Source organism: Flavobacterium sp. RSP46 (assembly GCF_003984825.1).
Classification (GTDB): Bacteria; Bacteroidota; Bacteroidia; order Flavobacteriales; family Flavobacteriaceae; genus Flavobacterium.
This window is the reverse complement of record NZ_RYDM01000004.1, coordinates 205,098-231,551: the sequence shown is the minus strand read 5'-3', so window position 1 is coordinate 231,551 and position 26,454 is coordinate 205,098. Positions and strand designations below refer to the sequence as shown.

Sequence of the window (26,454 nt, the reverse complement as noted above, 5' to 3'; positions counted from 1 at the left end):
GTCTACAAAATCTGGGAAACCATGGTGTTTGATTTATGAAGTTGAACTTCCAACACGATCAGAGGCAATGATTTTAGAGCATAAAATAAAAAAAAGAGGAGCGAAAAGATACTTGGTAGATGTAGGTTTCTTTAAATAAATAGTTAGTGGCTCGGATATAGCGTCCCGCAATGGCGGGAAGGCCGCAGGTTCGAATCCTGCCACCCCGACAAAAATCCTTTCTGTCTCAACAGAAGGGATTTTTTTTATTAAAGCATAACAAAAACTGATACTTCCAGTTCTTTATTCCAGCAATAATATCTTATTTTTGCACTGTTAAATCCAAAAAAAACATCACTATGTCTGATACAATCGAAAAAATTAAATGTCTTATTATAGGTTCTGGTCCAGCAGGGTATACTGCCGCTATTTATGCTGCTAGAGCAAATATGAATCCTATTTTATACCAAGGAATGCAACCGGGTGGCCAACTAACGACTACTAACGAAGTAGAAAATTGGCCTGGTAATCCTGAAGGGATAACGGGTCCGGAGATGATGGTAGGATTGCAAGCACAAGCGCAACGTTTTGGTACGGATGTACGTGATGGTTGGGCTACAAAAGTAGATTTTTCAGGAGATATTCATAAAGTTTGGATCAATGATACAATAGAATTGCATTGCGAAACAGTAATTATTTCTACCGGGGCAACCGCTAAATATTTAGGCATGCCATCTGAACAACACTATTTAAAGATGGGTGGCGGAGTTTCGGCATGTGCCGTCTGTGATGGATTTTTCTATAGAAATCAAGAAGTAGTAATCGTGGGTGCAGGAGATTCAGCTTGCGAGGAAGCACACTATTTATCTAAACTTTGTAAAAAAGTAACCATGTTGGTGCGAAGCGAAAAATTCAGAGCATCGAAAATCATGGAAGAGCGCGTTCGCAAAACAGAGAATATCACCATATTGATGAATCATGATACTGTTGAAGTGTTAGGAGATGAGCAGGTTGTTACCGGAGTAAAAGCTTTAAATAAAACAACTAATGAAGTTTTTGATATTCCTGCCACTGGTTTCTTCGTAGCTATTGGTCACAAACCAAATACAGATATCTTCAAAGATTTCATTTCATTAGATGAAACGGGTTATATTATCAACACTCCCGGAACTTCAAAAACGAATGTGGAAGGCGTTTTTGTGGCAGGTGATGCCGCGGATCATGTGTATCGTCAAGCAATAACTGCAGCCGGAACAGGTTGTATGGCCGCTCTTGATGCCGAAAGATATTTGGCCGCTAAATAATCATAGTTAGGAAAGTTAATATTGAAAAAGTCCCATTTGCCATAGCAAGTGGGACTTTTTGTATAACATCAATCCGGTTTTTCTCACTCTCTTTTGGAGAGGGTTGGGGAGAGGATTATTTCAATTTTTTCGCCAATTGAGCTTCATCAGCAAATTTTCGTATTTCTATTGTTGGGCTACCCAGAAGTTGAATTTCAGATTTGCCAGCGGCATCAATAATTACCGCCGTCTCCACAAATAAGCTGCAGTTGGAATAACTTTCAGTTATTATGTCCGCATTTTTTGTATTGAATTTATTTCCGGTGAATGAGGCATTGTTATCCAGTCGAATCCGCATATTTGTGGCATTTCCTTCTAGGGTTGCAGCTGATTTTTGGTACAAATCTACCTTCAAATCAATTGTGGTAACTAAGGCTTTAAGTGTTGCATTTTTGCTTAATTCGACAGTACTGTTTTCAGATTTTAAATTGAGTTCTGTTTTTGATTTGTCATCTGCCTGAAGTAAGAAATCCGTTGCGTTGACATTCACGAATAATTTGGAGGTATCATAGGCTTTTAGTGTAATGGTGTTTAACAAAAGCTCCTGTATCGCATTGACGGTCGATTCATCTTTGGCGGTAATGAGATTTAATTCATTGGTATAGGTCACTCTTACAATCATTTTTTTATAGTTAACAGCTGATTTTGTTGTATAAATACGCAAGGTGTTGTCTCTTAAATCCAAAGAAATAATACCGTGTAAGTTATCATCAGCCTCAATTTTTAGGGCTGTTTTTTCTCCTCTTTCCAGATGGACTTCTAGATTGTCTTCGACCAGCAGCGCTTCAAAATTGCCGACTTCTCTTTGCTCAACAGTCACTGTTTTTGATCCTTTTATTTTTTCTTTTTTCTGAGCAAATAGCAATGTAGTTGATACAAGCAGCAGGAGTATAACAGTATATTTTTTCATGGTCATTTAAATTAGTGTCTACACAAATATAAAAAAATCATCCACTTGTGATGGATGATTTCTTTATATTTTAACAAAAGTATATCTTATTCTTGGCTGATGCTCCCGCCTGAACTGGTATTTTTCTGAATCGATTTTGGCTGTATGTCGTACGTGATGTTTCCTCCGCTGGATGCCTGAGCATTTAAGCTAACGATAGGATGAACGCTAATGGACGCACCGCTGGAAACATCGGCACTAACTTCATTTGCTAATAATTTATCAGCGTTGATTTCACTACCACTTGATGCAGTTGTTTTAATCTGTAGCGCTTTCCCATTAATCGTAATGGTACTTCCGCTACTGGTGTCACAAGTAATATTGTCAGATTCGATGCTTAAATCTATCGATGCTGCACTCGAAGTATTCAATCGGATGTTCTCCCCTTTCAGGGTGTTTTTGCTCGTGATAGTCGAGCCGCTTGTTGCTTCTAATTCATCAATAACAGGCATTTTTACTGTCACTTTTTTTGATTTCATGTTGATGAAAGAATTTTTATCACACGAAATAACAAGTGTTCCATTTTCTACTTTGGTAGTGATGTGTTTTTGTAAATTATCATCTGCTTGAACAATTATTTCAATTTTATCAGATTGTTCTATAACGACATCTATGGCATTGTTAACCTCTATGCTTTTGAAAGCACCTTCAACAAGCCGCTTTTCTGTGGTGATATTTCCGCTTCCTTCTATTGCATTGAAATTAATGGAGTGGTTGCACGAACCGAATAACAAGGCTGTTAGGGCAACCAGAATGAACTTTGTAATTAAGGTGATGATTTTCAACATGACTAATTCGTTTTAATGATGATCCCGTCTTTATTTATTTTCAATCCTTTATTGGTTTTGTTTGATTTTAGGGTGTCTTTCTCTACAGTAACTCCATTGTTATTTATGGTAACCGTAACATCCGTGCTATCGTCTCGAGCGGTGCTATATACATCATTATACTCGTTTTCATCAGCGGGACAATTTAAACATTTTATTTGAGAATTTTCTACTTTGTAAATGTAATTATCTGAACTGTAGTGTAAATTGAAAAATTCATCATCAGATCTGTCGTAATTTTGTACAGAGGCATCTGGTTTTAATAACGTTCCTTCAGGTACAAATACTGTTATTTCTATTTCTTGATCTCTGTATTTATTTTTTAAATCAGTAAGTAAATAGTTGTCTAAAATCAATTGATTGCCTATTATTTTATAACCGTATTTAATTTGTTCGGCTCTTCGTTTTGCCTCTGATAACGATTTTCCTCTTGCTTCTTTTTCAATCTGAATATAAGGCAGTTTCTCCTCTGTTTTTTCGATTTTAAAACTAACTTCATTCGAATAAATAATATCTGTTCCGGTAGAATCTTGTGTTACCATGAAATCATTACGGTCTTCCACATTTTTAGCAAAATAATCATTGTGTTTGAATTTAATTAAAAGGGTATCATTTGGATTTAAATTAAGGGTTTCTTTCTTAACCACTCTCCCATCTACGGCAAATGCACTGGCCTGTTTTATTCCAATTGATATTGCTAATGCTACTGCAATTAGCCATAATGCAAACAGCGTATATTTTGCAATATTTCCAATAGACTTCATGTTTGGGGCCAATAGCTTGAACCCTAATAATGCTAAGAAGAAGAACGGGATTCCAACAGCAAAGAACATTAACAATCCAAAAGCCCATATTGGATAATCTGTAAAATTACCTGCTTCTATAAAACCTTGCCAAGGAAAATCAATAAAAATTCCGGAACCTAATGTGAAAATACCTATTAACAAAAAAAACAGTATTGTTATTCCTGTAATAATCAAAATTACACCTAAAAATTTGGCGAAAATTTTAAAAATAGTCATGATAAAGTCGCTAAAAGAACTTCCTATTTTCCCGACACCTGTTTTTATCTGGTTGCCATACTTGTCGTAATCCACATTTTTTATTTTATCAGAAACATTTTCAAATTCTTCTCTAACTTTTTTTTCAATGTTAGAAATGGTAACCGGTTCCCCGGTCATTTCCAGTTTTTCAGTGGTAGTAACCGCCTCCGGAGTTACAATCCAAAGAATGATGTAGGCGAGAATTCCAGTTCCAAATCCAGCAAAAACCAATAAGATAAGAACGATTCTGATCCACACGGCATCTACGCCAAAATAATGCCCTAATCCTGCGGCTACTCCGCCAATCATCCCTTTTTCTTTGTCGCGATATAGTTTTTTAGTTCGTCTGTTTGAGTGGTCACTAAAACTTTGAGAACCCTTCAAGTCATCTTCAATGATGTAATCTTCCGGTTGTCCCATTACGGCGATAACGGCATCTACATCTTTCAAACCAATAACGTATTTGTCTGTTTTTTGCTTGTCATTTAATAATTCCGAAACACGCATTTCAATATCCTTGATGATTTCATCATGTCCAGACGAATTGGATATAGAACGTTTTATAGCATCAAAATAGCGCGTCAATTTTTGGTATGCATCTTCATCGATGTGAAAGAACATTCCGCCTAGGTTTATATTTACAGTTTTGTTCATGACTATTGTTTTTGGTTGGTTATTAGGTTTACGGCATCGGACAATTCCGTCCAGGTACCATTCAATTCGTTTAAAAAAGTTTGTCCAATTTCGGTCAAGCCATAATATTTTCTTGGAGGTCCTGAAGTGGATTCTTCCCAACGGTAATTGAGCAATCCATCGTTTTTTAATCGCGTCAGCAGTGGATAAATGGTTCCCTCCACGACTAATAATTTTGCGTTTTTTAATGTGTCCAATATTTCCGATGTGTAGGCTTCTTTTTCTTTTAAAACGGATAGGATGCAAAACTCGAGAACACCTTTACGCATCTGGGCTTTTGTGTTTTCAATGTTCATAATTTCTTTTTTTGATTTTAGTGTTGATTAAACGGTTCATTTTTTGATTGCCGTGCCAGTTCTCCTTTCTGGCTCGGGTGATGATTTGTCATTGCGAGGAACGAAGCAATCTCGTATTGCATGATTCTCTTTTTATTTTTTCGGAGCTTATTCCTGCTTTCCACTTTATCTTTACTTGCTTAAAGAAAGCAAGTAAAGGATGTCGTTTCAATCAGGGCTAGTTTGTTCGCTCTATGTATTACGTCTGTTCTCTTTTAATCTGACTGCTTCCTTATTTAAGGAACGGAATCGTTATTGGATATTTGTATTTTTCTCCGTTTGATGTTTTAATCGAGGCATAAATAATCAAGAAGAATTCAGCCACTTTCAAAAGTCCGAAAATCAGAACGCAAATTAATCCAACCGTTAATAGTGCAATGTTGTCTTCAAGGTTGAAATTCGAAAGTGTAATGTCGTTATGATGTATCAATGATTCGAAAGAAACATTTTTGAAAGCCGAAATAAGAAATGAAGGAATTGCAATCATAATCAGCACCAAAGAGTAGATCAATAAACTCAATTGAAAATTCAACACTTGTTTTCCGTGGTGATCCACAAATTCAGATTCCTCTTTCTTGGTTGTCCAAAGAATTATTGGAAAAATATAATTTCCAAAAGGAATGAAATACTGCGTTAAAGTACTTAAATGCGTAAATGTCGCGATGTTTTTTTCAGTTGTTGTTTCCATGATTAAAAGTATATAGTAATTTCTTATGCAAATATATATCTAAAAGATAGTATCTTGTTATGCATAGTACAAAAAATTAACACAACATTAACAAACAATTTTTATATGTACGCATAGTATTTTTTTGTAATTTAGCAAAAAACCTAGCGGTAATAAACGCGCCTAAATTCAAAATCCAAAGAATAATACAGAATGGCGACACTCTATTCCCATAAAAACAAACAGTAGCTACCTATGAAACTTACAGCCTCTAAACTTAATAAATTTTTGTTTTTCAAATTACCTTCGGCATTTATCTGTGGCGTACGCGTAAAAACCATAGATGAGAACCAATGTATAGTTTCTGTAAAACACCGTTGGATAAACCAAAATCCATTTAACTCGATGTATTTTGCCGTGCAAGCCATGGCTGCAGAGCTTGCCACGGGTGCTTTAGTAATGTTTCAAATTCAAAAAAGCGGCAAAAAAATCTCGATGCTTGTTGCGAATAACAAAGGAAATTTTACCAAGAAAGCTACCGGTAGAATCACTTTTACCTGTAATGACGGCCATTTAATAGAAAAGGCGATTCAAGAAACCATTGCTACAGGAGACGGACAAACGTTTTGGATGAAATCCATTGGAACCGATGAAAAAGGAATTCAAGTATCCGAAATGGATTTTGAATGGAGTGTGAGGGCCAAATAAATAAATCTTTTTTAAACACTTATTCACAATCGAATCTCTTTCGTGAAGCGACCATTAAGCAGAATTAGAATTTTTGGTTTAAATAGGTTACTTTTTTTGTGAAATTAGAGTACTGTTTTTTGGCTTTATCTAATAGTTCAAAACCCAGAATAAATTTGAACCCCGGAATGTGTATTTAGCTTTTGATCTGAATGAATAGAATACCCGTAGGCGTTTTAATGCGGGCGTTTATGAAATTGATAGGTACCCCGTTTTTAATTGTATATCAGCGCTATCAAGATTAATAATACAATCTAAAATCGAGTAGCTGACAAAGTGCAAAGTGCTTTTCATGTAATTCGGTAACAATATCTACAACATTATCTTGCTCTTCAAATAAGCTAAAAAAAGCTTTGTCTATGGCACAGCTTGTTAATGTATTGGATGGTGCTCCATACCCGGAAACGGCACGTGCTCCAGTGATATCTAAAAAGTATTGTGCTTCTTCCGGGCTTAAGTCCAATACCTTTGCATTTGCAAAATGTAAAATTTTTCCTTTCATTTTTCCTTCAAAAAGCTCTGCAATTTCCTCTAAACTATAGTAATAGTCATTGAGACAAATGGTGTTTCTTTCGCCTGGCATCACTAAATAGATTATTTCATAATTTTTAAAATTATGGTCGTCATAAAGCAATGCATTTAAGCTTTCTTCTAACCCCTCAATGGTATCACAGGTTTTGTAAATACTGGTTATACCTTGTTCAAAAGCCAATTGCTCTAAGTTTTTAATCACTTCAGTAGTGGTGGCGATTTCTGTATTAGGAACGGCTTCCAGGCAGAAAATAAAGGTATCAGAATCCATTAAATTTTGGGTGTTCGGATGGTTCATTAGTTACGAATTATTTATTGGTTCCAATAATAGTTAAAACGAGGTGCTTTAGTCTATTTTGTTTATAGCTTCTAAAAAATTTGTGATTGTTATTTGCTCAATGTTGTGGGCACAGTTTACAAAACTGCTTTCGATAGCGGATTTTCAATCCGTACCCGTAAATAATATCAAAATAATTCTAATAAAACCACTTCTAATTCACTCTCTAAACAGGCATAATTTCTTGCTGAATCATTCTCTTTTTGGGCTCGGATTGCAAATCCGCCCTATCGTTGTCCGAAAATTAAATATCCGAGTGATTAGGATTAAAAAGTATTCTCATTACATTATTTAAGTTAATGATAAGCTACCGTTTAGAGTTATTTTATCAGCATTAATGACCCCATAGTTTCTATACCATCAAACAAATTTTGAAGTCGAATGTTTTCATTTTCTGCATGCTGGTTGTTGTCATGGTTCGCTATTGGAACGGAAATGGTGTTTGTTTTTAGATATTTTTCAAATAAATATAACGGTAGACTTCCTCCCATAGTTGGTTGCAGTACAACTTGGTCTTTTGTTGTGGCTTCAACTGCAGAAATCACCTTTTTGACAATTGCTAAGTCCATGGAGGTGCGTTGCGCATTTATTCCATTTTTATCACGGATGACTTTTATAATTTTAGGGTACAAATTTCTTTCTTCATCTGTAGGTTCGTTGCTTGTGACGAAGTAGCCTTGTTTTATTATATGATCAATTACTTTTTGTTGTTGTCTTTCCCAGTCGTTCCCTAATACTAACCTCAGGTCTATAACAGCGGTAGCAGTAGTTGGAATTTGATTTGAGGCCATTTTGCCTACGTTACCACTTTGCATACCATTTATGTTTAAAGAGGGCAGGTTGATCGATTCGCTTAATGTTTTATCTCGCATTTCAGCACTATTTATACCAAGCTCAGTTTTCATCTGTTCGTCAACAGAAGGAACTGTCAATAATGCTTTATTCTCTGATAGTGTTAATGGTATTACATCATCATAAAACCCCTTTATCGTCACGCGACCATTGTTATCTTTCATTGATGCTAACAGCTGTGCTAGCATCATCGCTGGGTTTGGAGCCCAATTACCATAATGTCCGCTATGTAATGGCCTTTTTGAGGCATATACCGTAAAGTAAAGGTTTGTATCTCCTCTAACACCAAAATAAATTTGCTTTTTCCCAGACTGATGTACCGGTCCGTCGCATATTATCCATAAATCGGATTGTAAAAGGGCTTTGTTCTCTTGTAGGATTTCATCTAGGTGTGTTGAGCCCTTTTCCTCTTCTCCTTCAAAAAAGAATTTAAGATTGTAACTCGGTTTTAAGCCGCTTTTATTAATGGCGTCGTAAGCATTTATAATAGCATCAACTCCTGCTTTGTCATCGGAAGCACTTCTGGCATATATTCTCCATTCGTTATTGTATTTTCCATCTAAAGGGAAAGGAATGTTACTGCCGTTTTTATCAATAGCTGCCGTATATAACTTTGGGATAAAAGGACTCAGATTTTGATTCCATTGTTCAGGATTTACAGGTTGGCCGTCGTAATGGGCATAGAAAATCAAAGTTGTCTTTGCACCCGGTATAAGAACTTCACCGTAAACGGCTGGCGGAATATTTTTAGTTTTTCCATGTAATAACTGCACATTTTTGATACCTTTTCGATTCATCATTGACATGATGAAATCAGCATTTTCACGAAGGCTTAATGGCTCTGATGCTACGTTAGGGATACTTAAAAATTCTGAGAATTCAGTAATAATTTGGTTTGCGTTCTTTTGTGTGTATTTTTTTATTTTTAAACTTTCTACTGATTGTGCGTTAACTAGTTGTATAGTCAAAATCAAGAGTGGAATAATTAGATTAAGCTTTGTCATATAAAATAGGATTAGTTAAGTATTTAGAATATTAATTTTGCGGGCGGCTGCTACCAAATATATATAAATTTTTCCTGCTTTTGGGTCCCTATAACCAGGATAGGCGGATTTTCAATCCGTGCCCGTAAATAATATCATAATAATTCTAATAAAAGAAATTCTAATTCACTCTCTAAACTAGTATAATTTCTTGCTGAATCATTCTCTTTGTGGGCTCGGATTGCAAATCCGTCCTATCGTTGTCCGAAAATTAAATATCCGAGGGATTAATATAAGCGTTGTCCGAAAAAATCAGATGTCCGAGCGATCGGGGTAACTATTGTGGCATATCAGCGCGGTCGGGTAGTTTTTATTGTTTAATTTTCTTTGTAAATAATATGTTTTTACCATTTTTTTTCAATGAAATCTTGAATCCGTCAATCGCAAATATTTCATTCTGATTGTTTTGCATAAAATCACTAGGAGAAGTTTCACTAGTATCAAAAGCAATTATTGTATTTTCGTTTAATTCGAAATAAGCACAAGAAAAAGGATAACCATCTTCAATTTCTTCTTCTTCAAAATACATAAACGCTACAAACATTGAGCCTTTAAATGTTTTGCTTGATAATGAATTATTTGATTTTTTTTCACCAATCATTTCATCTAAATTAACGCCTAATTGATTGGCAATTGTGTTTAATGAGTCGTAAATTTCTTGTCTACTCAATCCTGCAGTTGTATATGATTCTATTATTATTTCATCAAGACTCATTGAATCTTTTTTGCCTGAAACACAAATAAAAAAACTTCCTTTAAGTTGCTCATAAAAGTCTTTATTAGGTCTAGTTTGAACTGTATTGATGATTTTTTTATAAAAATTAGTTTGTAATATTTTTTCGATAAACCTTTTTCCACCAGTTTTAATTTCAATCTGATTAACCGTTTTACTTAAATTTAAAATAAAAAATGAAGTATTATTATTAGTACAATAATTATCAAGTTTATTAAAATCATAAAGTTTTTGGTTATCTAATTCTATGTCAATAATGTCTAAATTATTTGATTCGCAAAAATCACAAACTATATCATTATCATCTAGCCAATCCTCAATACTTTCCATTATTTCGAATTCTGTTAAATAATCTCTTAATTTTAACTTTGGATTTCTTTCAAAATCTGTTAAATGACGATTAATACCGTCACATCTAAAACAATCCCTACATGCTTGAACATATTTTATAGTACTCATTTACAATTTATTTTTTACGTTTTCGTCTTTAAAATTACCACTAACGTCCCACTAATACTGCCGGTTTGGGACTAAATTAAGCCGTATTTTCGGATTTGCCAAATCATCCCAAATACAAAACCAACTTCCAATTAAGCCTATTGCCCAAATCCGTTGTAGTAGCTGTTGGGCAATCGGCAATTTTAGTGTGTTGCTACATTCTGATTTAATAATTCTACATTAAAATTAATTTTAGCATTTAAAGCTCGAAAAACTTTAATAACCGTATCGAATCTTGCGTCAGTTAAGCTGTTCTCAATTTTTGAAATTTGAGCTTTTTTCACACCAACTAGCTCTCCTAATTGTTCTTGTGTCAAATTTCGTTCTTTACGAATTTGTTTAATTGTTTGACCAATCAAATCAATTTTCAATTCATTTTCAAAATTTTCTCTATTTATTGTTCCTTTTTCTCCAACGAATTTATCCGTTACTTCTTCTAAACTATATGTTTTCATAATCTTATTTCTTTTCGTTAAAATATTCCACTCTTAATGATTCTGCTCTTTCAATTTCTACTTTCGGGGTTTTGTCTGTTTTCTTTATAATGCCGTGAGTAGAAATTACTACTGTATCCTTTTTATCTGATTTATCCCAAAAAGCAAAAAGTCTCAAGTATTGTTTGTTGTATAAAGTTCTAAATTCCCAAATCTCGCCATCGAGTTTTTTGAATAGTTCATTGTCGTTTACGCTTCTCGATTTCCAAATATTATAAAGTATTTTTTCTCTAGATTTCGGGTCTAGATTTTCTAAAAATTCTATAACTGGTTCAAGAAATTCAACTTTAAATTTATAATCCATTTTTCAGTAATCTTAATTTTCTGTAAAGATAGAAGTTTCCTTTTTAAGAAACAAATGTTGTTGATTTTTCGGCTTTTTGTTGTGTTACTGGCTGGTTATTTTGTCGAAATTACAATTAAACCGCAAATTTTTCACGTTTCTGTTGGCAAGTTCCAACTTTCACGTTTTTGCTTTTCAGATTCCAATTTTCAAGTTTCTGTTGGCAAAATCCAATTTTCACGCTTTGTTCTAGTACTAAAGCGGGTTTGGGCTTAAATTGCTTATTTAAAATATTTTTAATTACAGAATAGGAATTCCTATCCAATGCATAATAAGCATTATTACAACAGTTATTCCAAAACTGCACAAAGTTAGAATACGCCAATAAACAGACCTTCCATTCCCAAATCTCCAAATTCGTTCACCAGTTTCTTCTTTTTGTGATTTCATAGTTAATTTCGACAATATATATGTTGAAATAATAATAATAAAAATAGCAATTAACCAAAACTTTATCATAATTTATATTTTTTAAAACGTCATTAAATTCTCTCGAATTTCTTAAAATTACCGCCAACTGCTTTGTAAACTTTCTGCGGAAACAACTGCTTATTTTCAAATCGAAATTACCTGCGTAATTTCGGCATAACTAGCCAGTAACGTTATGCCACTTTGAGATGGCTGGAAATTCGTAACCGCTCAATTTTCGGCTTAACATAAGCTTGATGCGGAACGATAATTCCACTAAATTCCAGCTAGCTCAAAATGGCTGTTATGGGCTGGGTTGTTATTCTAGATTATTCCAACCTGAAACATTTCCTTTTTTGACTTGTAATAATGCATAAAGAACAATTATGCCAAATAATCCGATTAATGGTTGGAAAATCCCATGACCATTTATTATTTGCGTTATAAGTACAATTATACTCGTAATAAGAATTCCCCAAAATCCCAATCTTATCCATTTGAAAAGCAGAATACAGAATACAATGCTAAGAATTCCTAGCGATCCATAAATCAACAAGATATTTTGTGAAGTTTTATATGGCGAAATCTCGGAAATTTCATCCGTGTTAAAAAAATATGTAATTGAAACGATTGAATATGCTATTGTTAAATAAATCAACCAAGCTGTTAAGCATCCGTGTCGCTGTTTGTTCTGCATTCTTTATATTGTTGTTTTTAAATTTTTGTTTTTCAAATTGCCGTCGGCAAACTCAAACTCAAACTTTTCGATTCGGTTTTCAAGTTTCTGCTTTTCACGCTTCCGCTGTCAAATTCCAATTTTCACGTTTCTGCTTTTCACGTTCCAATTCTCAAGTTCTGATATTTATATTTCTGCTTTTCGTTTTTCAATCTGAAAACCCCAATTTTCAAGTTTCTGCTTTTTACGTTTCAATTTTTACGCTTACTTTTCAGATTTCTTGCGTAAAGAAAACCAATTATTTCAAAGTTTTTTCTGCGTAAGTTCGGTTTCAACTTGCCCATAACTTGTATACACTCGCTATAAAATAGCGTCTATACACCCAAAATCAGGTAGATTGTCGCTATTGCTTGTCTTTTTTTATATTCTTTCAAATATATTAAAATTTTCTTACAGTTTTTATACAAAAAAACAAACGTTATAGTTAGTGCGGTTTGCGTGAGGGAGGGAAGCGGCATCCTTTATTTTCTTTCTTTAAGAAAATAAAGATATAGCGTACCGTCCGACCCAAAGTGGCGAGGAGGAACGACAAAGCTGCTGCAGGGTCACGCCCAAAGGAACAACTACACTCTTAACCACTCACCACTCACTTTTCACGATTCACTTTGTTGTCACTTTCTCCGTCCTTTTTATGAAATTTCCAAAAAAAGTATATCTTTAGCCAATTAAAAACCCAAAACCCAAAACCCAAAACCCAAAACCCAAAACCCAAAACCCAAAACCCAAAAAAACATGGAAGACCATAAACCAGACGATTTTAAAAGAGAATTAGGATTACTCGACGGAACCATGCTTGTGGTGGGTTCTATGATAGGTTCCGGGATATTTATTGTGAGCTCGGATATGGTACGACAGCTGGGTTCTGCCGGTTGGTTGATTGCCATGTGGGTGCTTACAGGAACGATTACCGTGATTGCTGCCGTGAGTTATGGTGAGTTGAGCGCGATGTTTCCTAAAGCGGGCGGGCAGTATGTGTACATCAAGGAAGCGTATGGGAAACTCGTGGGTTTTTTGTACGGTTGGAGTTTCTTTGCGGTGATACAAACCGGTACCATTGCTGCCGTGGGTGTGGCTTTTGCCAAATTTGCCGCCTATTTATACGCGCCTTTAAGTGATAAGAATATTTTATATGAGATAGGGGATTTTAAACTCAATGCGGCTCAGATTGTGTCTATTTTCACGATAATTTTGTTGAGTTACATCAACAGCCGTGGGGTAAAAAACTCTAAGATTTTACAGACGGTTCTGACGGTTATCAAAATTCTGTCGTTGGCAGGTTTGATTATTTTTGGTTTTATGGCTGCCAAAGCAGAAGTTTGGGACGCGAACTGGAACAATGTCTGGACGTCACAAGCCCTGAATGTGGAAACGGGTTCGTGGTTGCCTATTAGCGGAACGGCGTTGATATCAGGAATTTCGGCAGCACTAGTAGGTTCAATGTTCTCTAGTGTGGCTTGGGAAGGAGTAACTTTTATAGCTGGAGAAATAAAAAATCCAAAACGCAACGTGGGATTGAGTTTGTTTTTAGGAACCTTAATCGTGAGTGTGATTTATATTTTGGCTAACTTGATGTACTTGGCTGTTGTGCCTTTGTATGAAATTGCTACGGCCGAATCAGATCGTGTGGCTGTTGTGGCTTCGCAACGTATTTTTGGTTCGGTGGGAACATTAATAATCGCGGTGATGATTATGATTTCGACTTTTGCCTGTAACAACGGATTGATTATGGCGGGTGCCAGAGTGTATTATACGATGGCGCAAGATGGTGTTTTCTTCAAGAAAGCTGCTGAATTGAATCATGCCAGCGTTCCGGCTTGGTCTATCTGGGCGCAGTGTATCTGGGCTTCGGCGTTGTGTTTGACAGGAAAATATGGGGATTTATTGGATTTTGTGGTTATCATCGTTTTGATATTTTATATTCTGACTATTCTCGGAATATTTATTCTGCGCAAGAAAATGCCAGATGCCGAAAGACCGTATAAAGCTTTTGGATATCCATTTTTACCGGCACTGTATCTAATTATCGCGACAGCAATTTGTATAGCCTTGTTGTATACCAAAACCAGTACAAGCGGTTGGGGTGTTTTGATTATGCTGATTGGTATTCCGGTGTATTATTTGACAAAAGCGAAGGAGTAGTATCTTTTTAGTGAAAAGCGAAAAGTGAATAGTAAGTGGTTTTTAGTGCATGGTAGGAGGAATGATATATTGATTTTAAGTTTGACTATTTTAAAATCAGTGAAAATCTGCTTAATCCGCGTGATCTGCGTGCTAATTCTTACTTAACAATAATCCTACGTCATCTGCGTTTCAATTCGGGACAATAAAAAAAAACTTAAATAAAAAAATCCGTCTCGTTTTGATAACGCGACGGATTTTCTATTGAATTCAGGCTGGGTTGCGGTTGTTCCAAATTTAAAACTAAGGGGACTAAAACTAAAACTAAAAAAAAATTACAATTCGCAATCCACAACCTGTAAACGGCAGGCTAGTAATACGTAAAACGCCTTACTTTGGCAATGTATTTAGCCAATCTAATAACTTGATGGCTGTAGCCGTATTCGTTGTCGTACCAAATGTACAACACAATATTTTTTCCGTCTTTTGAAACAATGGTGGCGTTGCTGTCATAAATGGCAGGCTGCGATGTGCCGACGATATCCGATGAAACCAATTCGTTATTCATCGAATATTTGATTTGCTCGACTAATTCGCCTTCCAATGCATATTTTTTCATGATAGCATTGATTTCTAACAGCGATGTTTCTCTGGATACTTCCAGATTCAAGACGACCAAAGAGCCATTAGGAACCGGTACCCGAATGGCATTCGACGTTAATTTTCCCTCTAATGAAGGCAATGCTTTTGCAACAGCACTTCCGGCACCCGTTTCGGTAATCACCATATTCAAAGCGGCGGCTCTTCCACGACGGTATTTTTTGTGCATGTTGTCCACAAGATTCTGGTCGTTTGTGTACGCATGGATGGTCTCCAGATGTCCTTTGACAACGCCCAAAGTATCCTCAACAGCTTTCAAGATTGGCGTGATAGCGTTCGTAGTGCACGATGCCGCCGAAAAGATATTGATTTCATCCGGGTTGTATTCGTTGTGGTTTACGCCATGAACAATATTAGGAACTCCTTTTCCTGGAGCGGTAAGTAATACTTTTTCCACACCTTTGGAAACCAAATGGCGGCTTAGTGCTTCGTGTGTGGTAAAAGCACCCGTGTTGTCAATAACCAATGCATTATCGATTCCAAAAAGCGTATAATCAATTTCTTCAGGTCCGTTTGCCGTAATAATGTGTACAGTGGTTCCGTTGATAATCAAAGCATTATTTTCAGGATCAGCCGTTACGGAGCCTTGAAAATCACCATGAATCGAATCGTAACGCAATAAAGAAGCTCTTTTTTCAAGAGAATTAGCATCATTTTTATCGCGTGTTACGATGGCACGCAATCGCAATTGACTTCCTTTTCCGGTTTTCGACATTAATTCTCTGGCTAATAAACGACCAATGCGACCAAAACCATACAGCACCACATCTTTTGGTTGAATTTCCTCTGAATTTTTGGCATTTTTTAATTTGTCAATGACAAAATACTTGGCGTCAGGATATGTATCTTCTTCTAAACCATATTCGTACGTCAGTTTTCCAATGTCTAATTTTGCAGGCGGTAAATTCAATTCTAAAATCGCTTTTGCAATTTTAACCGAATCAAATACTGAAATGGGTTTGCCTACAAATTCAGCCGCATATTCATGCAGGTTGATAATATCACTAACATTCCTGTCGATTAGCGGGTTTCTAAATAAAACCATCTCAATGGATTTATCATACCATAAATCGCTGATAATTTTAATCAGTTTTACTCCTGCACGTCGCCTGTCGGCTTGAAAAGAAACTTCCTTTTCGTATAAAGTTGTAGTTGCCATGTTAAAAATTTAATGAAAATAAAGGATTGTATTTTTTAAAATTTGGCGCAAAAATACCCATTTCAATCGATTTCGTAAGCTATTTTTGGATTTATTTTAAAAATAAAAAAGCCACCCTGAAATATCAAGATGGCTTTGGTTTTTTTAAAACAGGAATGCGCTAGAGAATTACACGCATGACTTCTCCGTTTTTAGTAATCATTTCGATGCGTATGGTTTGGTTTTCTTCTTTTTTACTTAAAAGTTGAGATACCGTTGCAACATCCGTAGCTTTGACATTGTCAATACTCAAGATAATATTTCCCACCAGCTCGTCTTCGTATTGCTTCAGATTTTGACTGCTTATGGATTTGATTCGCACGCCATAATCGATTTTGAATTTCTGCTTGTCAGCAGCCTCAATATTTTCTAATTCGATGCCTTTAAACTCCGCGCTGAAAAATTCATTTTTGCTAAGCACTACAGGAGCTACTCTTGTTTTTCCATCTCTGATATAGGTAACCTGTATTTTGTCATTGGGTCTTTTCGTATTGATGTATCCGGAAAGATCAGCAAAAGTAGCCACCTTTAGTTCGTCTAATTTGATGATGACATCTCCTTTTTCAAGTCCTGATTTTTCAGCTCCTGAATTTTTGGTAACTTTATTAATGTAAAAGCCTTGTGTTTGATTGATTCCCAGTTCTTTAGAAGTCATGCTATTTAGTTCGCCTCCTTCAACACCAAGAATTCCGCGTTGTACATTCCCGTATTCCATGAGATCCTCAATGATTTTTCGGGCAATATTCGAAGGAACTGCAAACGAATAGCCTACATAAGAACCGGTCATGGAGGAAATCATCGTGTTGATTCCGATCAGTTCACCACGCGTGTTCACTAAGGCACCACCACTATTTCCGGGGTTTACCGCAGCATCTGTTTGTATGAAAGACTGAATTCCGCTGGTGCCTAAATCTCTGGCTTTCGCCGAAACAATTCCGGCTGTTACCGTAGAGGTTAAATTATACGGATTTCCAACTGCCAAAACCCATTCACCCACTTTCACCGAATCAGAATTGGCAAAAACAGTATACGGTAATTTTTCATTCGCATCAATTTTCAATAAAGCAATATCCATTTTAGAGTCGGTTCCAATAAGTTTTGCCATGTATGATTTTTTGTTGTTTAAGGTGATTTCAATTTCTGATGCGCCTTTGATGACGTGATTATTGGTCACTATATAACCGTCCTCAGAAATGATTACTCCGGAACCCGTTCCTACTTGTTCCTGGGATTGTCCGCCTTTATACCCATAAAAATATTCTAAAATAGGATTGGTAATCGTTCTGCGGGAGACGTTTTTTACGTGTACCACCGTATGAATTGTTTTTTCTGCAGCCTCGGTAAAATCAAGAATCTCGGGAGACAGTCCGACTTTCGTTTCATACGAATCAGATGCAGCTGTTACCAAGGCATTTTTTTCACTGGAAAAATACCCATTGGTATCAAATAATAATTTGTAAGCGCCAAGTGTGACTCCCCCACTCAACAACGAAACCAAAAAAAGAGTTGAAATTTTTTTCATATGTAGATAATATTTGTTTTTTATAGGAATATGGTATCGCCAGATCTTCATTGGTGTTTGCGACAGCTTCTGTCATGGCGATTTCATAATTAAATTCGTTTATTAAGATATTTACTTGTAAAATTAAAAATAAAATAGCTTCCTAAAATACAGTTTAACGCTCTTTAACAATGATTAACATTTCATTAATAGTTCGTACTTTTGTAGCACACAATAGAAATTAAAATGCAACTACAATTTTATAAATACCAAGGAACAGGAAATGATTTTGTCCTGATTGATAATCGTTTGAATTTTTTCCCAAAAGAGAATACACAACACATTGCGCACTTGTGCGACAGACGTTTTGGGATAGGTGGCGATGGTCTTATTTTATTAGAAAATGATCCTGTAACCGATTTTAAAATGGTTTATTACAATTCCGATGGAAACCAAAGTTCCATGTGTGGCAATGGTGGACGCTGTTTAGTGGCTTTCGCCAAAAAGCTGCAGGTAATTGAGAATAAAGCTACTTTCATAGCCACAGATGGTTTGCATCACGCCACAATTGGCGATGACGGATTGGTATCATTACAAATGATTGATGTTGATGCCGTAAAAGTCAGTACAGATCATGTGTTTCTAAATACGGGATCGCCGCATCATGTACAACTGGTAGACGATCTGGAAAATTACAATATCAAGGAAAACGGAGCTGCTATTCGATACGGAGATTTGTACGGGAAAGCAGGAAGTAACATCAATTTTGTCAAACAAATTGACCAGGCCACTTTCTCTATGCGAACGTATGAAAGAGGCGTAGAGGATGAAACACTTTCTTGCGGAACAGGCGCAACAGCAGTAGCAATTGCAATGAACGTTATTGGAAAAACAAATGCTACTTCGATCGATTTAAATGTAGAAGGTGGAAAATTAGTCGTTTCTTTTGATAAAGGAGAAGGAAAATTCACTAATGTTTTTCTGAAGGGACCAGCAGAGTTTGTGTTTAAAGGAACAATTATTATTTAATTAGGAAGCTAAAGGATTTAATTTTTATTCAGTTAAAAAATAATTTTCACGAACAAAGTAGAAAATATGGTTAAAGCAATTATGATTCCGGATGATATTATCAGCAGTAAAATTTATTTGATAAGAGATCAAAAAGTTATGTTAGATAAAGATTTGTCGGAACTTTATGCGGTAGAAAACAAACAACTCAAGCGGCAGGTTCGTAGGAACATAGAACGCTTTCCAGAAGATTTTATGTTTGAACTTAATCAGTTAGAATTCGATAATTTGAGGAGCCAAATTGGCACCTCAAGTTGGGGAGGAACAAGGTATATGCCTATGGCATTCACAGAACAAGGTGTCGCAATGTTGTCAAGTGTACTTAACAGCACTACTGCTATAAAAGTAAATATTCAAATTATACGTGTTTTCACAAAAATAAGAGCGATGCTTACCGATACTATGAGTATGAAATTAGAAATTGAAGAAATTAAAAAGAAACTCTCCAATCATACTAAAAATATAGAACTTGTGTTTAATTATCTTGATGAACTAATTGACAAAAAAGATAATACCGAACCTAGAAAAAAAATAGGGTATAAAAATAATTAAGTAAAATCTTAATTTTAAAATGAAAACATTAAAAGGAGACAATATCTACATTCGGGCATTAGAGCCCAATGATCTGGAGTTTGTATATGCCATAGAAAACGACCAGAGCATTTGGGAAGTCAGCAATACGCATACGCCATTCAGCCGGTTTTTAGTCAAGCAATATTTAGAAAATGCCCATCAGGATATTTATGAAGCCAAGCAATTGCGATTGGCTATTTGTCAGGATCAGGATTTCCCGGCCCTAGGTTTGATCGATTTATTTGATTTTGATCCAAAGAATAACAGGGCGGGAGTAGGTATTGTCATTCAAAAAAGCAAAAATCGAAAACAGAATATTGGTTCCGAAGCTTTGGAATTATTAATTGAATATGCTTTTTATAATCTAAATTTACACCAGTTATATGCAAATATTGGAACCGAAAATGAAGCTAGTAAAGCACTTTTTACTAAATTTGGATTCAAAATGACAGGCGTCAAAAAGGAGTGGACTTTTGTGAATGGTATTTATAAAGACGAAGCTGTTTTTCAATTGATCAATACTAAATTTTAAAAAATGTAGTTTTAATTCATCATAATTTCAAACTAAAGTTAAAAATACTACTTTTCCAATAAAAATACCATATATGAATTTAAAGAAAATTATTACCATTACCGCTGTTGTTTTAATAGGAATACTGATGCTATACGGATTGGTTATTTTGCGCCAAATTTTTTCTTCTAACACCAAATTCTCAGAGAACGAAGTGTACGTATACGTGCCAACGGATTCCAATTACGAAGAGGTCAAAAAAATAATTGCTCCGTATGTCGAAAACTTGGATCGTTTTGAGATGGTGGCCAATAAACGAGGCTATTCTGATAATGTAATTCCGGGACGTTTTTTATTCAAAAAGGGAATGAACAGTTATGAACTGGTAAAAACATTGCGTCTTAATTCAGCAGTAAAGTTGGCTTTTAATAATCAGGAACGTATTGAGAATTTAGCCGGGCGTGTAGGTTCACAAATTGAAGCGGATAGCTTGTCATTACTGACTTCCTTCAAAGATTCTATTTTCTTGAAAGAAAACGGGTTCAATGAAGAGACTGTTTTGGTACTGTTTATTCCAAATACATACGAGATTTATTGGAACACTACCGCTGAAAAGTTCCGTGATAAAATGATTAAGGAATACCGTAATTTTTGGAACAAGGAAAGAGTTGCCAAAGCGCAAAAACAGGGACTCACTCCCATCGAAGCGACTATTCTGGCTTCAATTGTTCACAAAGAATCCGTAAAAAAAGACGAGAGACCAAGAATAGCCGGCGTGTATCTCAATCGGTTGCGAACGGGAATGCCATTGCAGGCAGATCCAACGGTAATATTTGCGATAAAGAAGAAAGCAAACGATTTTGATCAGGTTATCAAAAGGGTTTTCTACAAAGATTTGACAATGGCACATCCGTATAATACCTATATGAACGTAGGACTGCCTCCTGGACCTATCGCTATGCCTGATATTACAGCCATGGAAGCGGTTTTGGATCCTGAGAAAAACAAGTTTATTTATTTTTGTGCCAGCGTGGAACGTTTTGGATACCATGAGTTTGCTGCCACATTAGAGGAACATAATAAAAATGCCAAAAAATATTCGGATTGGATCAACAGCCAAGGCGTAAAAAGATAGTTTTGGGATTAAAAAAAGGGATTTTATTTTTATTTTTAGTGGGTTTCCAAATTGTATTTGCCCAAGAGCGTGCGGAATCTTTTTTTAAACCCTCCGATTCTTTGAATAGGAAAAAGCAAAAAGGGGTGTTTGTTGCTGAAGCTGTTTTGACCGCAGGAACGCTGATCGGTTTAAACCAACTTTGGTACGCTGATTATCCCAAATCTGATTTTCATTTTATAAATGACAATACTGATTGGCTACAGATGGACAAATCTGGGCATGTATTTTCTTCGTATCATCTGGGACGTCTTGGTGCCCAAATGCTGCAGTGGAGTGGGGCTTCTAAAAAAAATCAGCTACTATACGGAGCCGGCTTGGGCTTTGCATTTATTACCGCCGTTGAGGTTCTGGATGGATATTCTGCTGCGTGGGGTGCCTCCTATGGCGATATAATTGCCAATGCTTCCGGGACAGCTTTATACGTTTCTCAGGAATTAATCTGGAATGAACAGCGTATTACCCCTAAATTCTCTTTTCATACCACCCAATATGCCAATTACAGACCGGAAGTTTTGGGCAGTTCTTTTACAGAGCAAATTCTAAAAGACTATAATGGACAAACCTATTGGCTTTCTGTTAATTTGCACTCTTTTGCAAAACGCTCCAGGATTCCAAAATGGCTAAATGTAGCTTTGGGTTACGGAGCCGAAGGAATGCTGACCGGAAATAGCGATAATAACGCTTTTTCAACCACATATCCACAAAGATTCCGACAGTTTTATTTGAGTATTGATGTTGATCTGACGAAAATAAAAACGCAGTCCCATTTTTTAAAGACTGTTTTTTCCGTTCTGAACACGGTTAAAATTCCGGCACCTACAATTGAATTCGTGCGTTTTAACGATATAAAATACCACTTCATTTATTTTTAAAAAAGTTTAACTACTTGATTATCAGACTTATTATTTTTGTTGTATCTTTGCGCATAGAAATTTCTTAACGGGACAGCGTTTTGAAGAAAAACAATTTATGATTAAGAAGTGGTCTTTTTACACAGGTCTGACTGTGATTACAGTTTTTTTAAGCTCAGGTTTTAAACCGTTTAACCTAGAAACCAGCCCTTGGTTTCTTATTAATGAAGATGAGGGAGCACACTACTTATTTCCTTCTGAAGAACAAAATGAATACACCAAATTAAACATTCCTTTTACCGGAAATTTCTTTATCGGTTTTAAAGAAGCTATTGGATATAGAGAATCCGAAAGTAAATACAAAAAAGTGAACTCCCTCGGATATATGGGAAAATATCAGTTTGGTATTGAGACACTTAAATCGGTTGGAGTCTATAATCGGTCTGCCTTTTTGAATAGTCCTGAATTACAGGAAAAAGCATTTCTAGCGCTACTGGCGAAAAACAAATGGGAGCTGAAAAGAGAAATTGAAAAATACGAAGGCACTATATTAAACGGAATATTCGTTACCGAATCCGGGATATTAGCGGCAGCTCACCTTGGCGGAGCGGGTTCTGTAAAAAAATATTTTAAAAATAAAGGAAAACGAAATTTTAGAGACGCTTATGGTAGTTCTATAAAAAGCTATATGAAAATGTTTGGCGGGTATGATACTTCGTGTATTATTGCGGATAATAATGCAACGGCAAAAAACATTTAATTCCTTTTTTATTCTAAAAAAAGAGGCTGTCATTATTTGACGGCCTCTTTTCTTTTATCCCATAGTCGAATTATTTAGCCTTAAGGATTTCTCTATTGGGACGTACCACTAAATTGATGGTTTCCTTCTATTTTTGATTTTTGCTTTCTCCGTTTCTTGAACATTTGATACTATTGCAATGCTTAAAAGAAGCAAAATAATAAGTGTTTTTGTGGAGTAAAACGGAACAAAGCTTCTCGATACGCTTCGCACTCGAAGTGACGTGTATCGAGAACCGTTTTTAATACTAATTTTCTAGTTCTCGATATAATCCCGCCCAAAAGCGGGATCACTCGAACGGACGAAAATTCCCATCAAAAACTAATTACACCCAACGGGTTACTTGTAATAAATGACTAAAGGTAAGACGTGTTATTTTTTTAAATATTTAATTTACTGTTTATCAATAAGTAAGTCGAAAGTTTAAAAGTCGTAAAGTCGAAAGAATTAACTTTGAGTAAAACAGCTTTAAATCATATTGTTACATAATTTTATCCTGATTTTAAAATACGACATTATACCATGGTTATTACTTATTTTAAAAAAAATGGTAAAAATTAGTGTAATTCATAGCTAACTTTTTTAGAAATAGTTCTGTTTTGTAAACGTAGTCCGTTTAGCGGATAGGCATCTGATTTAAAACAAAAAACACCAGCCTTTCGATTGATGTTCTTAAATTTTGAGTCAAAATAATAGGCTGTAGTTTTAGTCGAAACTGTCCATTAAAATGTCTAATATCTTAATAGCCGCTTCACTGATTTTTGTGCCAGGGCCAAAAACGGCAACCGCACCGGCATCAAATAGAAACTGATAATCTTGTGCCGGAATTACGCCACCTACCACGACCATAATATCTTCTCGATCGTATTTTTTAAGTTCTGCAATAACTTGTGGTACCAGCGTTTTGTGTCCTGCCGCCAGTGAGGAAACTCCCAGGATGTGCACATCATTCTCTATCGCTTGTTTGGCCGCTTCAGCTGGTGTTTGAAAAAGCGGGCCAATGTCAACATCAAAACCAACATCAGCATACCCGGTAGCCACCACTTTAGCGCCACGATCGTGACCATCTTGTCCCATTTTGGCAATCATGATTCTAGGGCGACGTCCTTCTTTTTTTGCAAATTCATCTGCCAGTTGTTTTGCTTTTTCAAAGCTTTTGTCGTCTTTTATTTCTTTGCTATACACACCGCTAAAGGATTTAATTTGTGCTTTGTATCTTCCAAAAACTGTTTCCAGCGCATCGCTGATTTCACCCAGCGTAGTTCTGTTTCGAGCGGCTTCAACCGCTATTTCCAGTAAATTTCCTTCACCAGTTTGCGCACAAAGGATTAATTTTTTCAGCGATTCCTGCACTTTTTCAGTAGCTCTGGTCGCTTTGATTCGGTCTAATTGTTCCAATTGTTGCTTGCGGACCATTTGATTGTCCACATCCAAAATCTGTAAAGGGTCTTCTTTTTCTAATCTATATTTGTTAACGCCCACAATAATATCCTGCCCGCTGTCTATTCTCGCTTGTTTTCTGGCTGCTGCTTCCTCGATTCTAAGTTTCGGAATTCCGGATTCAATAGCTTTGGTCATACCGCCCAGTTCTTCTACCTCTTGAATGAGTTTCCAGGCACTTTCAGCAATTTCATTTGTCAGACTTTCTACATAATAACTGCCTGCCCAAGGATCAACCGTTTTAGTAATTTTAGTTTCGTCTTGTAAATAAAGTTGCGTGTTTCTGGCAATTCTGGCCGAGAAATCTGTTGGTAACGCAATTGCTTCATCTAAGGCGTTGGTATGCAAAGATTGTGTGCCTCCAAAAGCTGCTGCTGCTGCTTCAATACAGGTTCTTGCCACATTGTTAAAGGGATCTTGCTCGGTTAAACTCCATCCCGAAGTTTGACAATGGGTTCGTAACGCTAATGATTTATCGTCTTTTGGTTCAAATTGCTTTACTAATTTCGCCCAGATCATTCTTCCTGCGCGCATTTTGGCAATTTCCATAAAATGGTTCATTCCAATCGCCCAGAAAAAGGACAGTCGTGGGGCGAATTCATCAATTTTCATTCCGGTTGCTAATCCAGTTCTGATGTATTCCAATCCATCGGCCAGCGTGTACGCCAGTTCAATATCAGCCGTGGCTCCCGCTTCTTGCATGTGGTAGCCAGAAATGGAAATCGAGTTGAATTTGGGCATTTTTTTGCTGGTAAATTCAAAAATATCAGCAATGATTTTCATCGAAGGCGTTGGCGGATAAATATAGGTATTACGGACCATAAACTCTTTGAGAATGTCATTTTGTATCGTACCGGAAAGCAACTCGGGTGCTACGCCTTGTTCTTCGGCGGCGACAATATAGAAAGCCATAATAGGTAAAACAGCGCCATTCATTGTCATAGAAACGGACATTTCATTAAGCGGAATTTGGTCAAATAATACTTTCATGTCTTCCACGGAGTCAATGGCAACTCCTGCTTTCCCCACATCGCCCACTACGCGCTCATGATCGGAATCATAGCCGCGGTGTGTGGGTAAATCAAAAGCAATGGATAGTCCTTTTTGACCCGCAGCCAGATTCCTCCTGTAAAAAGCATTGCTTTCTTCGGCAGTTGAAAATCCGGCATATTGACGCACCGTCCATGGTCGGCGGACGTACATTGTGGTGTATGGGCCGCGTAAATTGGGAGCAAAACCAGCCCCAAAATCAAGATGAGTAAGATTCTTAATATCTTGTTCTGAATACGTAGGTTTTACTTCTATTCCTTCTGCAGTTAGAAATGCATCAGCCACAGCATTTTCATGCTCGAGTTTTAGCGCTGTACTTTTTAATTGTATGTGTTGTAAATCTTTTCTTTTCATTTGTTTAGTACAAAGATTATAGTTTTTTGAAATTTTAATTCCTTTCAGTCCATATTTCAGTATTTCTTGAAGTATGAAAAATAGCTGTAATGACAATTATGTTCTCGTAGCTGTTGAAATGAATTAAGTATGGAAAATTTTCAATTAAAGCTACTCTGGTCTTATCATATCTTATTTGAAAAAGTAATGGATTTGACTTAATTATTTTTAAACTTTCCTTGAACGAATTGGAGAACGTATCGCCCAATTTAGGGTGAATGCCTTTGTACCAATCCAAAGCTGTTTTGAAATCAAGTTTAGCTTCCTCTACAATTACAATTTTATAACCCACCGTCAATATCTTTTAGAAAATCATCAATATCTTGAGCTGAAGATGGATTCTTAAGATATTTCTCAGTTCTTTCTCTAACTTGGTCCATTTGCCATTGAGGGATTTCTAAAGTATTCGACTTTGGAAGAATAATCACTTCAACTTCATCAGCATTAAAATCATTCGGCAGTGTGATGCTTATTTTGTGATTTTTCACCTTAACGATTTGTCTTATGGGTTCCATTATTTTATGTTTTTAGCAAAGTAAATATACTCTTTTCCAATG

At 36.0% G+C, this 26,454-nt stretch carries 24 protein-coding genes; 9 read left to right on the top strand and 15 right to left on the bottom strand.

The genetic code is table 11. From position 1 onward, the window contains the following. The first annotated feature begins 338 nt into the window (after positions 1-338). Entirely contained in the window at positions 339-1,283 is a 945-nt protein-coding gene (gene trxB, locus EKM01_RS08925; RefSeq protein ID WP_126456237.1) for a thioredoxin-disulfide reductase, read from the top strand. 115 nt (positions 1,284-1,398) lie between these two features. Here trxB and EKM01_RS08920 read toward each other — a convergent pair whose 3' ends face one another. The 5 genes from EKM01_RS08920 to EKM01_RS08900 all read right to left on the bottom strand — a co-directional run bounded on the left by EKM01_RS08920 (position 1,399) and on the right by EKM01_RS08900 (position 5,857). Beyond that, the gene (locus EKM01_RS08920) at positions 1,399-2,232 is read right to left on the bottom strand and encodes a GIN domain-containing protein (RefSeq protein ID WP_126767954.1); all 834 of its coding nucleotides are present in this window, start codon (positions 2,230-2,232) and stop codon (positions 1,399-1,401) included. A gap of 86 nt (positions 2,233-2,318) precedes the next feature. Then, a complete protein-coding gene (locus EKM01_RS08915) occupies positions 2,319-3,059 on the bottom strand; it encodes a head GIN domain-containing protein (protein ID WP_126456241.1) in 741 nt (246 codons plus the stop codon). A gap of 2 nt (positions 3,060-3,061) precedes the next feature. Next, positions 3,062-4,795 carry a PspC domain-containing protein gene (locus EKM01_RS08910; protein WP_126562983.1) on the bottom strand — a complete coding sequence of 578 codons (1,734 nt, stop codon included), beginning with the start codon at positions 4,793-4,795 and terminating at the stop codon, positions 3,062-3,064. A gap of 2 nt (positions 4,796-4,797) precedes the next feature. Next, the gene (locus tag EKM01_RS08905) at positions 4,798-5,130 is read right to left on the bottom strand and encodes a PadR family transcriptional regulator (protein WP_126456245.1); all 333 of its coding nucleotides are present in this window, start codon (positions 5,128-5,130) and stop codon (positions 4,798-4,800) included. A gap of 271 nt (positions 5,131-5,401) precedes the next feature. Continuing rightward, entirely contained in the window at positions 5,402-5,857 is a 456-nt protein-coding gene (locus EKM01_RS08900; protein ID WP_126456247.1) for a DUF4870 domain-containing protein, read from the bottom strand. A gap of 234 nt (positions 5,858-6,091) precedes the next feature. Between EKM01_RS08900 and EKM01_RS08895 the strand changes: the two genes are divergently transcribed. Next, entirely contained in the window at positions 6,092-6,544 is a 453-nt protein-coding gene (locus EKM01_RS08895; RefSeq protein WP_126461413.1) for a DUF4442 domain-containing protein, read from the top strand. A gap of 280 nt (positions 6,545-6,824) precedes the next feature. Here the strand turns inward: EKM01_RS08895 and EKM01_RS08890 are convergent, their stop codons facing one another. From EKM01_RS08890 to EKM01_RS08870, 5 genes are all read right to left on the bottom strand, one after another. After that, a complete protein-coding gene (locus tag EKM01_RS08890) occupies positions 6,825-7,385 on the bottom strand; it encodes a DUF6642 family protein (protein ID WP_126768041.1) in 561 nt (186 codons plus the stop codon). 386 nt (positions 7,386-7,771) lie between these two features. Next, positions 7,772-9,307, bottom strand: coding sequence for a M20/M25/M40 family metallo-hydrolase (locus EKM01_RS08885; RefSeq protein ID WP_126767951.1), 1,536 nt, complete (start codon positions 9,305-9,307; stop codon positions 7,772-7,774). A gap of 349 nt (positions 9,308-9,656) precedes the next feature. Then, complete coding sequence (locus EKM01_RS08880) at positions 9,657-10,538, bottom strand: hypothetical protein (RefSeq protein ID WP_126563875.1); 882 nt, start codon at positions 10,536-10,538, stop codon at positions 9,657-9,659. A 182-nt stretch (positions 10,539-10,720) separates the two neighbouring features. Next, complete coding sequence (locus tag EKM01_RS08875; protein WP_126563876.1) at positions 10,721-11,032, bottom strand: helix-turn-helix domain-containing protein; 312 nt, start codon at positions 11,030-11,032, stop codon at positions 10,721-10,723. Positions 11,033-11,036: 4 nt separating this feature from the next. Beyond that, positions 11,037-11,375 carry a type II toxin-antitoxin system RelE/ParE family toxin gene (locus EKM01_RS08870; protein ID WP_126563877.1) on the bottom strand — a complete coding sequence of 113 codons (339 nt, stop codon included), beginning with the start codon at positions 11,373-11,375 and terminating at the stop codon, positions 11,037-11,039. A gap of 1,915 nt (positions 11,376-13,290) precedes the next feature. Here EKM01_RS08870 and EKM01_RS08860 point away from each other — a divergent pair. Next, a complete protein-coding gene (locus EKM01_RS08860; protein ID WP_126456055.1) occupies positions 13,291-14,697 on the top strand; it encodes an APC family permease in 1,407 nt (468 codons plus the stop codon). A 349-nt stretch (positions 14,698-15,046) separates the two neighbouring features. Here the strand turns inward: EKM01_RS08860 and EKM01_RS08855 are convergent, their stop codons facing one another. Continuing rightward, positions 15,047-16,495, bottom strand: a complete 1,449-nt coding sequence (locus EKM01_RS08855; RefSeq protein ID WP_126461404.1) for a glyceraldehyde-3-phosphate dehydrogenase — start codon at positions 16,493-16,495, stop codon at positions 15,047-15,049. A gap of 160 nt (positions 16,496-16,655) precedes the next feature. Then, positions 16,656-18,056: a trypsin-like peptidase domain-containing protein gene (locus tag EKM01_RS08850; protein WP_126767946.1), complete on the bottom strand. Its 1,401-nt coding sequence runs from the start codon at positions 18,054-18,056 to the stop codon at positions 16,656-16,658. A gap of 225 nt (positions 18,057-18,281) precedes the next feature. Here EKM01_RS08850 and dapF point away from each other — a divergent pair, with 225 nt between their 5' ends. The 6 genes from dapF to EKM01_RS08820 all read left to right on the top strand — a co-directional run bounded on the left by dapF (position 18,282) and on the right by EKM01_RS08820 (position 22,975). Beyond that, on the top strand, positions 18,282-19,064 hold the full coding sequence (gene dapF / locus EKM01_RS08845) for a diaminopimelate epimerase (RefSeq protein WP_126562979.1): 783 nt from the start codon (positions 18,282-18,284) through the stop codon (positions 19,062-19,064). Positions 19,065-19,130: 66 nt separating this feature from the next. Then, positions 19,131-19,655, top strand: a complete 525-nt coding sequence (locus tag EKM01_RS08840) for an ORF6N domain-containing protein (protein WP_126461395.1) — start codon at positions 19,131-19,133, stop codon at positions 19,653-19,655. 19 nt (positions 19,656-19,674) lie between these two features. Further along, positions 19,675-20,208: a GNAT family N-acetyltransferase gene (locus tag EKM01_RS08835; protein ID WP_126456048.1), complete on the top strand. Its 534-nt coding sequence runs from the start codon at positions 19,675-19,677 to the stop codon at positions 20,206-20,208. A gap of 73 nt (positions 20,209-20,281) precedes the next feature. Continuing rightward, on the top strand, positions 20,282-21,322 hold the full coding sequence (gene mltG / locus EKM01_RS08830) for an endolytic transglycosylase MltG (RefSeq protein ID WP_126568163.1): 1,041 nt from the start codon (positions 20,282-20,284) through the stop codon (positions 21,320-21,322). Beyond that, positions 21,292-22,236 (top strand): DUF2279 domain-containing protein, encoded by a 945-nt coding sequence (locus EKM01_RS08825; protein ID WP_370274277.1) that lies wholly within the window; start codon positions 21,292-21,294, stop codon positions 22,234-22,236. Before mltG ends, EKM01_RS08825 begins: the two co-directional genes overlap by 31 nt. A 97-nt stretch (positions 22,237-22,333) precedes the next feature. Then, positions 22,334-22,975, top strand: coding sequence for a peptidoglycan-binding protein LysM (locus tag EKM01_RS08820; protein WP_126555378.1), 642 nt, complete (start codon positions 22,334-22,336; stop codon positions 22,973-22,975). A 744-nt stretch (positions 22,976-23,719) separates the two neighbouring features. Here the strand turns inward: EKM01_RS08820 and scpA are convergent. Genes scpA through EKM01_RS08805 form a run of 3 tightly spaced genes read right to left on the bottom strand, consistent with a single transcriptional unit; the run spans position 23,720 to position 26,412 of the window. Next, positions 23,720-25,858 carry a methylmalonyl-CoA mutase gene (gene scpA / locus EKM01_RS08815; protein ID WP_126555375.1) on the bottom strand — a complete coding sequence of 713 codons (2,139 nt, stop codon included), beginning with the start codon at positions 25,856-25,858 and terminating at the stop codon, positions 23,720-23,722. A gap of 34 nt (positions 25,859-25,892) precedes the next feature. After that, positions 25,893-26,189, bottom strand: coding sequence for a type II toxin-antitoxin system RelE/ParE family toxin (locus EKM01_RS08810; RefSeq protein WP_126456040.1), 297 nt, complete (start codon positions 26,187-26,189; stop codon positions 25,893-25,895). Beyond that, complete coding sequence (locus EKM01_RS08805; protein WP_126461382.1) at positions 26,179-26,412, bottom strand: hypothetical protein; 234 nt, start codon at positions 26,410-26,412, stop codon at positions 26,179-26,181. The genes EKM01_RS08810 and EKM01_RS08805 overlap by 11 nt, the downstream gene beginning before the upstream one ends. Between the last annotated feature and the right edge of the window lie 42 nt (positions 26,413-26,454).